This is a genomic window from Alloactinosynnema sp. L-07 (assembly GCF_900070365.1).
Classification (GTDB): domain Bacteria; phylum Actinomycetota; class Actinomycetes; order Mycobacteriales; family Pseudonocardiaceae; genus Actinokineospora.
The window spans coordinates 307,049-319,660 of sequence record NZ_LN850107.1; the positions used below are offsets into that span (position 1 = coordinate 307,049).

Below are 12,612 nucleotides of genomic sequence, written 5' to 3' on the forward strand. Positions count from 1 at the left end.
CAACCTTGCGGGATTCAGAGCTAGTTTGCGGGGGTCGTTGCGGAGTCCGGGTCTAGTTTGCGGGTCGGGGCGGGCGGTTCCGGGGCGGCCTGGAGAATGCCCCGGTGCCGAAACTCGATCTTGTGCCCGGAGGTGCCCCTGCGTGGCCGGACGAAGGGTTCGAGGTCGCGTTCGCTGATGAGGATGGTGAGCAGCGCCTTGGGTTGACCGAGGCATGGTCGGTTCCGTTCGAGGTGTGTCTGCCGGTCAGGGAGTTCCCTTCATACAAGGGGCAACGTCACTTCGTTGGCCTCTGGTGGACGGCCACGACCTCGTCGTTGGTGGGCTACGAGTCCTGGTTGGAACGGGATCGGCTGGTGCTGCTGGACTTCGACCCTGCGGTGGTGGGGGTCGCTTCACAGCCGTTCTGGCTGTTCTTCACCACGGTGGAGGGCAAGCGGCGTTCGCACGCGCCGGACTACTTCGCGCGGCGGGTTGATGGGTCGGCGCTGGTGCTGGACTGTCGACCGGAGGACCGGATCGGGCCGCGCGACCGGGTGGCGTTCGAGGCGACGGCGGCGGCCTGCGCGGTGCTGGGCTGGCGCTACGAGGTGGTCGGCGCGGTGGAGCCGGTGCTGATGGGCAACACTCGCTGGCTGGCCGGCTACCGGCACCCGCGCCACGACCTTCCGGTCGTGTCGGCCGCATTGCGGGAAGTGTTCACCGAACCGGTCGGACTGGTGGCCGGTGCCGAGGCGGTCGGTGACCCGATCGCGGTGCTGCCGGTGTTGTTCCACCTGCTCTGGCGGCGGGACTTGGCCGTGGACCTCTCGCGGCCGTTGACACCCGACACTCCGGTGCGCATCGCATCCGCGGCTGTGAGGTCCTGATGGTCGGAATGCGGTCGGTGCTCAGGCCGGGTGACCGGATCGGCTTCGACGGTGACGAGCACCTGGTCACAGGGTTGGCGGGGACGGCGGTGCGCCTGCGGTCGGATTCCGGCGTCGAGCAGGTCTTGCTGGTGGGGCACTTGACGGCCGCCTCCGACTTCGCGGTGCTCGACTCCGTGATGCCGCCCGCGACCGAGCCGTTCGGGCTACTGGAGGCCCTGCCGCCGGAAGTCGTCGCGACAGCGGAACGCTGGCGGGCGCACCTGGTCGAGGTCGAGACCGGGTTGCCGCCCGACGTCGGGCCCGGTGTCCTGCCGCGGCCGGGTTACGACCCGCAGACCACGACCCTGGCGGAACGTCAGCGGGTCAAGGCCGGCGAACTGGGCGTCGGGTTCCGCACGATCGAACTCAAGCGCGCCCGCTACACGGCGCAGGGGTTGTGGGGCCTGGTCGACCAGCGCGCGGCACGCACCTTCGAGGTGACCGGACAGGCCGATGCGCGGGTGGTCGAGGTGCTGCGCGAGCTGATCACGGGCGAGACCGACGCCTCCACTGGCACGAGGTCGCGATTGATCCGGCGCGCGGTGAAACGCGTCGAGGAATTGCACGGCGTCGGGGTGGTGCCTATGCCGGGCAGGACCACCTTCTACGCGCTGGTCGACCGGCTCAGCGCAGGAAGGCACACCTTCGGCTCGGCGGCGACCCGCCGCCAGCTCGCCAACCGGCCGGACACCGCGTTCACCCCGACCCTGGCCAGCAGGCCCGGTGAGCAGGTCCAGATCGACTCCACTCCGATCGACGTCATGGTCCTGGCCGCCGACGGCGTCCCGGTCCGCGCGGACCTGACGATCGCGGTGGACGTCGCCACGCGCACGATCTGCGCGGCGGTGCTGCGCCCGGTCGGCACGAAGGCGGTCGACGCGGCGCTTCTGCTGGCCAGGATGCTGGTCCCCGAACCCATGCGTCCCGGCTGGTCGTCGGCGCTGCGGATGTCGGCTTCCCGGCTCCCGCACCGACGCTTGGTCGACATCGACGCGCGGATGCGCGAGGCCGCGGCGCGACCGGTCATCGTCCCCGACCAGGTCGTCATCGACCACGGGAAGGTGTTCGTCTCCGACACGTTCACCCGCGCCTGCGGGCGGCTGGGGATTTCCATCCAACCGGCACGCAAGGACACCCCGACCGACAAGGGCGTGGTCGAGGCGACCTTCGACGCGATCAAGACCTTGTTCGCCCAGCACTGCGCCGGGTTCAAGGGCGCCAATGTCCAGCAGCGGGGCCGGGCGGTCGCTGCCGAGTGGACGTTGGAAGAGTTGCAGGACCTGCTGGACGAATGGCTGATCGTCGGCTGGCAGCATCGGCCGCACGACGCCCTGCGCGACCCGCACGCCCCACGCCGGATGCTCACGCCCAACGAGCGCTACACCGCCCTGGTCGCGGTCTCCGGTTACCTCCCGCTGCCTCTGACCGGCACCGACTACCTGGAGCTGCTGCCGGTGAAGTGGCGGGCGATCAACGACTACGGCATCCGGATCGACCACCGCACCTACGACAGCCCGGATCTGGGGCCTCACCGCCGCCAGCACTCCGGGCTCACGGGCAGGCGGGGCCTCTGGGAAGTGCACCACGATCCCTACGACCTCGCCAGGGTCTTCGTCCGCACACCCGACGGCTGGATCACCGTCCCCTGGACGCACCGCGCCATGGTCAGCGCGCCGTTCGCCGACTTCACCTGGCGTCACGCCCGCCGCCTGGCCGCCGAAACCGGACGTGACGTCACCGAGACCGAGGTGGCCCGCGCCCTGGACGCGCTGCTCACCCGGGCCGAGCACGGCCCGGACAAGACCGGCCGGCGCGTCGCCGCCCGCACCCGGACCGCCGCCGCGGCGCACCGGCCGCCCACGGCGGAGCCCACCACCGCACAGGAGACCTCTCCTGCCACGGCCGCACGGGTCGAGCAGACCACGGTGATCCCCTTCGGCGTCTTCGACGCCGAAACCGAGGCGAAGAAGTGGCTGTGACCCGGCACCCAGCTCCGACGACCTCGTCCACGCACCACCCCGACGACCCGCCGGTCATCGAGGAAGCGCTGACCACCAAGGAAGGCTGGCGTCGGTTCGTCGACCGTCAGCCGAGCCCGCCGCACCCTTTCGCCCCGACGGAACCACCGGCACTGCCCGACGTCGAGCAGGCCCGCCTGGATCAGGCACGACGGGATTACCACGCCCAGCTGCCGCTCGCGCACACCCCCGTGATCCGGCAGGTGATGTCGACCGGGCGGCTGCTGGTCCAGCTCAACCGCAACCAGGTCTCCGCCCGCCGGGGCCTGATCGTCTCCGGGGCCTCGGGCACGGGCAAGACCACCGCGCTGACCCAACTCGGCCGCACGCACGAGTTGGCGGTCCGCCGCCGGCATCCCGGCCCTGAGGGGCGAAACCGGTTGCCGGTCCTCTACGTCACCGTCCCGCCCGCAGCCACGCCCAAGATGCTCGCGGTCGAGTTCGCCCGCTTCCTCGGGCTGGAGTTGAGCAGCCGGGCGAACCTGCCCGAGATCGTCAACGCGGTCTGCACGACCGCGGCGGCCACCAGGGCCGAACTCGTGCTGGTGGACGAGATCCACAACCTCAACCTGGCCACCCGTTCCGGGGCCGAGGTCTCCGACCAGCTCAAATACTTCGCCGAACGGCTGCCCGCCACCTTCGCCTACGCCGGGGTCGAGGTCGAGAGCCAGGGCCTGTTCGCCGGCGTCAGGGGAAGGCAGATCGCCGGACGGTTCACCCTGATCAACTCGGCACCGTTCGACCACGGCACCGCCGAACAGCGCGAGACCTGGCACGGGCTGATCGCGACCCTGGAGTCGATGCTGCGCCTGCACCACCACAACCCCGGTTCGCTCGCAACCCTGGCTGAATACCTGTTCCAACGCACCGGCGGCATGATCGGCAGCCTTTCCCAGCTCATCCGGGGCGGCGCGATCCTGGCGATCGAGGACGGCAGCGAGCAGATCACGCGCGGGTTGCTGGACCTGGTCCCGGTCGACTTCGCCGCCGAGCGTTCCGCTCCGGCACGCCGTCCCCGTTCCCGCGCGGCGAGCAAGCGGGCCAGCGCCTGATGGGCTCCCGCCTCCCGATCCACCTGCGCCCCGCGGACAGCGAACTGACCGCCTCCTACCTCACCCGACTGGCCTCGATGCACGGCCTGCCCTTCTCCGAACTCTGGTCCCAGGTCAGTTCACGGCACCGCCTCTACGGCAACATCGCGTCGCTGGACGGAGAACTGCTCGTCGCGGTCACCGGCCAAACCCGTGACCGGCTCTCCCGCGCGCTGGTCGAGTTGCGCGGGCGACGGACCGACTGGCGCGCTCTGCGCCACGAACCCCAGCCGGGCTGCCATCGCTGCAACGCCCGCCACCTGGGCGGAACCGTGATCCAACTGCTCGGCCACCACGACTACGCCTGCACCCGGCACCGGGTCTGGATCGGCCCACCGGACCTTCCCGACCATCCACAACCCCGGCTGGAGCAACTGCCCGAGGTCGTCGCCGCCCAGCACACCCATCGACGGCTGCTGCGCCGGCTCGGCCCGGCCGCCACCTACGACGCGGTGCTGACCGGTTTCCTGATCTGCGCACGACGCTGGGAGGCCGTCGCCGACTCCCACAAACCCGGCCCGGACGACGCCTGGCACCACTGGACACGCCGCAGTGACCTGCTGATCCCACCCGGCACCGAGGAGACGACCTTCAGCGCGTCCCGTCTGTTCGCCGCGGTCTATCCCGAGACGATCGCCATCTCCGCGCTGATCGGCTCGCTGCACTGGCGCCGCCTGGCCGCAGGCAAACCGACCGACCGGCACCGCTTCGCCACAGAGATCGGCCGACGCCTCGGACAGCCGGACTACCAGCCACAACAGTCGAATGACCCGATCGCGCAGTGGATCGAGCAAACCTGCTGGCGTCCTCCGAGCCAGCCCGGCATCCACTTCCGCATGGACCGGACCTTCGGCGGCAACTCCTACCGCAAGCCCGACAAGCGCGGGATCGCCTCGAACCTCTTCCGCGCACAGCAGTTCGCCGGCGACCGGAACAGGCCTACCTCACTGATCTATCACCGCACCCTGGCCACGGTCCGGCTCGACATCCGCGACCACCGCCGCGAGACCACGGCCGCCAAACTCAACGGACACCAACCCCACAACACAAACGACGACTCAACCTTCTGGGACACCGCAACCGAGCCCATCGACTGGCCACCACGCCCTCGGCAGAGCACCCGCTCCCGCCCCGGCCCATGGCCCCGCGACGACGCCACACCCCAGCAATCCGCAAACTAACCCTGAACACTTGACGGGCAAACCGTTCGGGGCAACCTTGCGGGCAGCAGGTCAACGGCCTGCGCCCCGCAAACTTCAACCGGACAGGACAGCGGACAGCAGGTCAGCAGCAAGTCCGGCCGCCAAGCTGAAGCGGAACGGACAGCCGAGCACGGTGCGCAGGTCGGCCAAGTAGCCGACCGAGCCGTAGTCGCGCACGGCCTGCTCGATCGCGGCCAGCTCGGACAGCGCCTCGGCGGCGTGCCCGCTTAGCGTCAGGGCCCGCGCCAGGTGCAAAACGGTGCGAGTGTGGCCGATGTCATCGCCGATGCCGGCGAACATGCTCGCCGGCAGCCGCAGGTGGTGGGCCGGGAGCTGGGCGTCGGCGATCTTGGGGTGCAGGGCGGTTTCGCCGAGGCGGCGGTGCCGCAGCGCGATGCTGCGGGCGTCGTTCATCTCCTCGGCGATGTTCAAAGACTGTTGCAGGTCCGGCAGGGCGGCGTGCGGGTCATCGGCCTTGAGGTGGGCGCGGGCGCGGGTGGACAGCGCGCCGGACTGCAGCCACGGGTCGCCGACTTCGTCGGCGCGCTCGACGGCGATGGTGCAGATGGCGACGGCGGCCTCGGGGTGGCCGAGGTTGGTCTCGCCGAAGCCCTGACGGGTGCGGCAGACGACCTCCAAGATATGTCCGGCGTCGGCGGCGGCGTTGGCCCCGAGAAACTGCGAGCGCACCAGCTCACCGGCGGTGTAGTTGGGGCGCAGCGGGTTCCACAGGATCTCGCCGAACTGGTACACCAGCTCCGTCCAGCCCTGGTCGGCGGCGACCTGCTGCGCGGCGAGAAGGTTGGCCCGCTCGGTGTCGGCCCAGCCCAAGGCGGCCCTCGCGTCGTCGAACACACCCGTGTCTAGGTCGGCGTAGACGGAGCTGAACCGGCGGGGGAAGGTTGATGACCTCGTCGGCCGCCGCCGCTCGCCACAGGTACCACTCGATCACCCGGCGACGGACCGTCAGCCGCTCGCCCTGGTCGCCCTGGTCAGCGAGGGCTTGCACGTGCTCGCGCAGGACGTCGTGCAGCCGGTAGCGCTCGTCGCCGGTCTCCGTGACGAGGTTCGCCTCCACCAGCCGCCCGAGTCCGCGGTCGACCGCACTGATCAACACGTCGAGCCCGGCAGCGACCGGCCCGGCGGTGAACTCGACGCCGGGATGTTCGGCCAGGCCGCGGTAGAGCCGGGCGGTGGTGGCGTCAAGGTCCTCGTAGCTCATCTGCAGCACTCCTTCAACGGACAGCTCATGCGGGTCCAAGGCGGCGGACGCCTCGGCGAGGCGAGTCAGGCGGGTGATCAGGCCGCCGGGTCGCGCCGGGGATGCGCGGCGAGGTGGGCCCCGGCGATGGTCAGGGCGAGCGGGTGCCCGTGACAGCGGGTGGCCAGGGCGTGCAGCAGGTCCTCACCGAGAGGTTGCCGGGCCTCATCGAGCAGGCCGGCCAGGAGCGCGGCGCCGGTGGCGGCGGGGAAGCAGTCGAGGTCGAGGTGACGGAATCCTGCGAGGGCCAGTCCGGCGAGGCGGTGGCGGCTGGTGACCAGGATCGTGCCGCGCGCGGTAGCGGGTACCAGGGGCTGCACCTGCTCGGCGGAACGGGCGTTGTCGACCAGCACGGCCACTGCCTTGTCCGAGGTGACCGTCCTGTACAACGCGATCAGCTCCGCCACCTCGCCTGGCAGGTCGTCGGCGGCGACACCGAGCGCACGGAGCCATCCGGCGAGGACCTGCGGTGTGGCCGGTGGCCGATGGCCGCTCCAGCCGTTGAGGTCGACGTGCAGCACGCTGTCGAGGTGGCGCTCGTGGTGCGCGTCGAGCCAGCGCACCGCCAAGCCGGTCTTGCCGACCCCACCCAGGCCGGTCACCACCACGCGGGTCGGGCCCGCTGTGATGAGCAGACGGTCCAGCCGCTCCAGTTCCTCTGCGCGGTCGACCCAGGTGCGCGCGGGCGGCGGAAGCTGCCGGGGCACCGGCACCCGGTGCTCGGGAGCGTGCAGGACGATGGTGTCGGCGGTGACCGTGCGGGCTCATGCCCCACTCGTGCGCAGCCTCCTGCGTCGTCATCACTGTGCCGTTCTCCCCGCCCGGCTCGTCATCACGAGCCCGACTCGCTGCGCACCCTGGCCGACCTCCGACAGGTTGACCGGTAGCGGTTCGTCCGCTTTGCCCAGACTCGACCGGGTCGATTGGTGTCGGCGATTAGACCGGCGGCAGGAAGATCCGAACCAGAGCGAGACCAGGGCGCTCATGAGGCGCTGGTGGGGCGGCACTCCGCCTGAGCACCCCTTCTACCTCGGCCATGATCACTCGCACGGGTGGCGCCGAGCGCGGCAGAGTCGAGCTGGCGGGTCAGTTCTCGTCGAACTACGCCTCGGCGGCGCGGCGGGTCTGGGCGAGTCTGTTGGCGAGCGGACCCGGCTCGGGGCATACCGCCCTTGACCAGCGGCGCGGTAACCGGGCGCATACAGGGATGACTTGCGCCGCGTCACAAGTCATACGGTTTTTCCATACGGTTCGCGCACCGGATGAATTTAAGGTCAAGCCATGCCCAAGCCTGTCTTCGCCGACGACGACTTCGTCAACCCTGACGCGCCCAAAGGTGAGCGTCGCCTCAAGCCGGACACTGGGAAGTGCGTGACCTCTCTTACGACATCAGCCGCACGCGCCAGCAGCTTGACCTCATGAAGCAGTCCATCATTATGCGTGCGATGGACCCCTGGGAGGCGTACCCCGGCCCAGGCGAGGTGCCCGAGGATGCGATCCCAGCCCATCCTTCGAGCTGTTCGTCAAAGAACGGTCACGTGGTCCGGGCTACGTCGCCGACTTCCCCTACCACAGCCACGATCTCCCCGTGTCGGTCTACGGGATCCTCGTTAACTCCGGCTCCGGCCTCGAAATCGCCGAACTCGAACTGTGGCAACCACGTTGGGGCTACTGGGACGAATGGGACAAGCTCCAGCACGCCAAAAGGGACGGCAACGATGCCCCTTCGCGCTCACGTCGCATCGGTATCACCAGCGACGTTCTCCGGCGAGTCCCCATAGGCGAGATCATCGCCCACGCCCAGCGCGAACTAGCCGACCGATCCTGGGAGGCAGAGGGCATCCGTTCCCTCCCAGGGCCACTCCTCGACGTCGACCAGTTTCCCGACGCCACCCGCCAGGCACTTGAGACCGCCAACACGCTCGCAGAGCAACCGCAACGAGGCCGGCCGCCGCTCGATGACGAGCTACTCCAGAACCTCGCCCACCGTCGTGCCCGAGTGAACCCTCGACCGGATGTCGTCAGCCGGATACGTCTCGTCACCGAAGCAGGGGTCGACGTCACCCAGGCGTTCGGACCGGATGTAGAGGAAACCCGTGTCCAGGGGCGCGTGCGTCCACTTGTGCAGGCAGCACGCGACGAAATCGGCACCCAGGTCGGGCAGGCGGAAGTCCAGCTGGCCGAAGGAGTGGCAGGCGTCCACGATGACGTCGACCGAGCGCCTGCGCGCCAGATCGACCAGCGCGGCCACCGGGCTCACCAGGCCCGTCCGGTTGTTCATGTGAGTCAGCAGCAACAACTCGACCGTCGGGTGGTTGCGCAGCTGCCGGGCGTAGTGGTCGAGGATCGCCTGCTCGGTGTGCGGCTCGGGCAGGTCGATCGCCACCACGTCGACGCCGCGTCTGCCTTTGAGCCAGTTCATCGCGTAGATGGCGCTGTGGTAGTCGAGGCGGCAGTACATCACGGCGTCGCCCGGTCGGAGGCGGTTGTAGCCGGCGATGAGGTTTTGCAGCGCCTCGGTGCCGCAGCGGGTCAGCGCCACCTCGTCCGGGGCCACGCCCGCCACCTCGGCCACCCTGGCGCGGGCACGTGGGTACTCGACCGTCTTGTACGCGCCGCGCAGCAGGTGGGAGTTCTCCTCGTTGAGCCGACGGCTCTGCCGTTCGTACTCGCGCAGGACCGGCAACGGCATGATCCCGTAGTAGCCGTTCTCCAGGTTGGTGAACTCCGGGCTCACCCGGAACTGGGCCGCCACCCGTCCCCAGAAGCTCTCGTCGCGGGCCAGTCGTCGCGGGTCCGCACCCGGCGGCGCGCTCGGTGACGGCTCGCCGTCATCACCGGCGGACGCGCCCGCGCGCGGCGACAGCCCGCCCGATCCCGCGACCGCCAAACCCGTGAAGACCGCGCGTCGGTTCAGCGCCATCAGGACGTCCTTCCCCGGTCGGCACCAGCAGGAGCCGGACCGGTGATCGGAGTGGACGCGGCGCCGTCACGGCCTTCGGTGGTGACGGGCCGCTCCACCGCCTCGGCGACGTGTGCCGGGCCGAGGTGGCGCCCACGGTCCAGCACCACCAGGCCTGCGGCGCTCGCCGCGGCCACCGCGATCAGCACCAGCCACGGCAGGGCCGCGATCCCGGTGTCGCGGGCCACGTCGAGCACGCCGCCCACGCCGAGGTTCCCGGCCGCGATGCCGATGCCCGCCACCGTGTTGTAGAAGCCGTAGTGGGTGGCGACGAGCGTGCCACCGGACAGGCCGACGACGGTGTCCATCTCGAACGGGTAGAGCACGGTGGTCCCGGCGGTGAGCAGGGCCGCGCCGATCACGGCCGGCGCGAACGCCCCGACCTGGCCGATCCACCCGTCCGCCGGCGCGGGCGGCTGGAGCAGGGCGGTCAGTGCGGTGGGCAGGAACGCGGATCCCATCAGCACCGCGCCCAGTACCATTGTCCGCGCGGGCCGCAGACGCCGTTTGCACCACGCGGTCAGCCGGACCTGGCCGAGGACGGCCACGAGGCCCGAGGCGACGAAGAGCGCCGCGGTGCCGACGACCCCTGCCTGCTCGCTGCCGGCGACCCTCCTGATCTCCAGGGGGAGCGCCAGGTAGACCTGGAAGGACAGCACCGAGGTGCCGATCATGGTCAGGGAGAACAGCCGGAACGCGCGGTTGCCGACCACGCGCCGCCAGTCCGCCAGGACGGACCTGGAGCCGGCCGAGCGGTCCTCGGGTGGCCGCGCCGGCAGCGCGCGCCACTGCAACACCGTCAGGCACGCGAACACCGCCGCGGCGACCCCGGCGGCCAGGCGGAAGTCCACCGCTACCAACGCCAGGCCCAGCAGCGGCCCCACCAGCACACCCGCCTGGTAGAAGACGTTGAACAACGCGAACGCCTCGACCCGGCGCCCGCCCGCGTCCAGGGCGAGGTAGGCGCGGGCGGCCGGGTTGAACAAGGCCCCGGCGAACCCCGTCGCCGCCGACGCGACGATCAGCGCCGGGGTGGAGTGGACCGCGGCGAGCAGTGCGAACCCCACCGTGCGCAGGGCGCAGCCCGCCACGATCATCCGCTTGACGCCGAAGCGGTCGGCCAGGGTGCCGCCGACCAGGAACATGCCCTGCTGGGCCAGGTTGCGCACGCCGAGCACGAGGCCGACGAGCCACACCGCCATCCCGAGGTCGACGGCCAGGTGGTCGGCCAGGTAGGGCATGAGCAGGTAGAAGCCGGTGTTGATGCCCAACTGGTTGACGCAGAGCAGCCGAACCGGCCTGCCGAAGGACCGGTACTGCCTCGTCACGGCCCTCACGCCACGACCGCCACGGTCGGCGCCACCACGCGTGTACAGCGGGCCCAACCAGTTACCTCCTCGGCCGCGGGGTCGCGGAGTTCGATGGGCGTGGTGGGCAGGGGCACGTCGAGCAGACCGTTCGCCGCGCAGTACCGGTCGTCGTAGATGCTGTCGAGATAGCGGTGGGGCCCGTCGGGGAAGACGGCGGCGATACGCGTCTCCGCCGGGCAGGTCCGCGCCATCCACCCCGCGACCCGCGCCACGGCGCCCACACTCCACCCGCCCGTGGTGTAGTGGCCCGCAGCCAACTGCCGGCAGCCGTGGACGGCCTCGGCCGGAGCGACCCAGTGCACCTCGCTGAACGCGTCGTAGGCGACGTTGCCGGGGTGGATGCTGCTGCCCAGCCCTCGCATCAACCGGGGTCGGGCGGGCTGACCGAAGATGGTGGAGCCCACCGCGTCGACACCCACCAGCCGCACGTGGGGGAAGAACGTGCGGAGCACCGCGTGGATACCGGCGGAATGACCACCGGTCCCCACGCTGCACACCAGGACGTCGATCCGCCCCAGCTGTGCCACCAGCTCCATCGCCAAGCCCGCGTACGCGTCGACGTTGTCGGGGTTGCGGTACTGGTCGGGGCACCACGAGCCGGGTTGCTCGGCGACCAGCTCGGCCACGCGGTCGCACCGCGCCCGCTGCCAGCCGCCGACCGGGTGCGGCCGGTCGACCCGGTGCACCCGGGCCCCGCGTGCGGCCAGCAGCCGCTCCACCGCGGGTTCGAGCCCGGGGTCGGTGACCAGCGTCAGCGGGTGCCCGTAGGTCATCGCGGCCAGCGCCAGCCCCAGGCCGAGCGTGCCGCTGGTGGACTCGACGATCCCGCCCCCTGGGCGCAGGTCACCGCGCTCGCGGGCACGACGCACCATGTGCAGGGCGGGGCGGTCCTTCATCCCTCCCGGGTTGGAGCCCTCCAGCTTGGCCCAGAAACCCCGACCCTCGGGCGCGAACGGCGCGTCGATCCACTGCACAGGGGTGTTGCCGACCAGACCGGCCGGTGTGGTGCTCGTCGACCACGGCGCGGGCAGCAGTTGCCCCACCGCGGGGACGCGGCGCTGGGCATGGTGCAGCGCCGCGAGAGTGCTCGCGTTGGTGTTCACGGTCCTTCTCGGTGGCTTCAGGCGTCGACCACTCGACGCGACCAGAGCGTGCGCCGGACGCCGGGGCCACTTCGAACGACGTGCTTTGCACGCGTCGGGCCCTACCGGCGTAACCGTGCCGTCAGATCAACCAGGCGCACGCGCGGGTCAACACGTCACGACCGGTCGGCGACCGTGGAGCGGAGCCGAGCGGGACCATGGCGGGGTGTGCCTGCCACGGCGCTTGGACAGCGGGCGCGTCCCCATCTTGGGCGACGGGCGCGGGGAAGTTCTCCGGCAGCACCGCCGCAGAGGGCTGACACCCCGCATGGGCATCGGTTCGGGCCGGTACGCCCACGCGGACCTCGCCGACCGTCCGACCGAGGTCACCGCCATCGAGCCGGGAAGCGTCGGCGGCCACCACCGCGACGGGCCGGGACGTCGCCAGTGGACCGACCATCGAATCGGACAGGCAGCCCACGACGTGCAGGACGAGCAGGACGATAAGCGCTCCAGCCCGCACGATCCACCCCCCGACATCGGCAACACGATCCGCACTCGTCCCCACACTCTGCGTCAATACTAGACCAAATGGCCTAGCTCGACGCGCATAGAGCGGGTACCGATCGTGTGGTTCCGTCCGTGGCCGCGACCGCATTGCTCCGAGTCGCGCTGTCCAGGAGGGGTGCGCCTTGTGTGTGGGACGCGCTGGCCG

General features: G+C 70.7%; 10 protein-coding genes. 4 read left to right on the forward strand and 6 right to left on the reverse strand.

What is annotated here, in order from left to right; translation table 11 throughout:
* The first annotated feature begins 104 nt into the window (after window positions 1-104).
* Genes BN1701_RS01510 through BN1701_RS01525 form a run of 4 tightly spaced genes read left to right on the forward strand, consistent with a single transcriptional unit; the run spans window position 105 to window position 5,201 of the window.
* Window positions 105-869, forward strand: a complete 765-nt coding sequence (locus BN1701_RS01510; RefSeq protein WP_054044730.1) for a TnsA-like heteromeric transposase endonuclease subunit — start codon at window positions 105-107, stop codon at window positions 867-869.
* Window positions 869-2,890 (forward strand): Mu transposase C-terminal domain-containing protein, encoded by a 2,022-nt coding sequence (locus BN1701_RS01515; protein ID WP_054044732.1) that lies wholly within the window; start codon window positions 869-871, stop codon window positions 2,888-2,890. Before BN1701_RS01510 ends, BN1701_RS01515 begins: the two co-directional genes overlap by 1 nt.
* Complete coding sequence (locus tag BN1701_RS01520; protein ID WP_197672031.1) at window positions 2,887-3,981, forward strand: ATP-binding protein; 1,095 nt, start codon at window positions 2,887-2,889, stop codon at window positions 3,979-3,981. The genes BN1701_RS01515 and BN1701_RS01520 overlap by 4 nt, the downstream gene beginning before the upstream one ends.
* On the forward strand, window positions 3,981-5,201 hold the full coding sequence (locus BN1701_RS01525; protein ID WP_054044733.1) for a TniQ family protein: 1,221 nt from the start codon (window positions 3,981-3,983) through the stop codon (window positions 5,199-5,201). Before BN1701_RS01520 ends, BN1701_RS01525 begins: the two co-directional genes overlap by 1 nt.
* Window positions 5,202-5,276: 75 nt before the next feature.
* On the opposite strand, the gene BN1701_RS01530 is transcribed toward BN1701_RS01525, so the two are convergent.
* From BN1701_RS01530 to BN1701_RS35155, 6 genes are all read right to left on the reverse strand, one after another.
* The gene (locus BN1701_RS01530) at window positions 5,277-6,053 is read right to left on the reverse strand and encodes a hypothetical protein (protein WP_172803173.1); all 777 of its coding nucleotides are present in this window, start codon (window positions 6,051-6,053) and stop codon (window positions 5,277-5,279) included.
* 468 nt (window positions 6,054-6,521) lie between these two features.
* Window positions 6,522-7,196: an NB-ARC domain-containing protein gene (locus tag BN1701_RS01540; protein ID WP_054044739.1), complete on the reverse strand. Its 675-nt coding sequence runs from the start codon at window positions 7,194-7,196 to the stop codon at window positions 6,522-6,524.
* Between the two features lie 1,253 nt (window positions 7,197-8,449).
* A complete protein-coding gene (locus BN1701_RS01545) occupies window positions 8,450-9,406 on the reverse strand; it encodes an aminotransferase class V-fold PLP-dependent enzyme (RefSeq protein WP_054044741.1) in 957 nt (318 codons plus the stop codon).
* Complete coding sequence (locus tag BN1701_RS01550; RefSeq protein WP_369800466.1) at window positions 9,406-10,773, reverse strand: MDR family MFS transporter; 1,368 nt, start codon at window positions 10,771-10,773, stop codon at window positions 9,406-9,408. The genes BN1701_RS01545 and BN1701_RS01550 overlap by 1 nt, the downstream gene beginning before the upstream one ends.
* A gap of 5 nt (window positions 10,774-10,778) precedes the next feature.
* Window positions 10,779-11,858, reverse strand: a complete 1,080-nt coding sequence (locus BN1701_RS01555; RefSeq protein ID WP_054055542.1) for a PLP-dependent cysteine synthase family protein — start codon at window positions 11,856-11,858, stop codon at window positions 10,779-10,781.
* Between the two features lie 181 nt (window positions 11,859-12,039).
* Complete coding sequence (locus BN1701_RS35155; RefSeq protein WP_157367720.1) at window positions 12,040-12,420, reverse strand: hypothetical protein; 381 nt, start codon at window positions 12,418-12,420, stop codon at window positions 12,040-12,042.
* Window positions 12,421-12,612 lie beyond the last annotated feature (192 nt).

What these genes read in the sequence shown, in the direction of transcription:
- BN1701_RS01545 (WP_054044741.1), bottom strand. Translation starts at nt 9,406, where the DNA reads ATGGCGCTGAACCGACGCGCGGTCTTCACGGGTTTGGCGGTCGCGGGA.
- BN1701_RS01525 (WP_054044733.1), top strand. Translation starts at nt 3,981, where the DNA reads ATGGGCTCCCGCCTCCCGATCCACCTGCGCCCCGCGGACAGCGAACTG.
- BN1701_RS01515 (WP_054044732.1), top strand. Translation starts at nt 869, where the DNA reads ATGGTCGGAATGCGGTCGGTGCTCAGGCCGGGTGACCGGATCGGCTTC.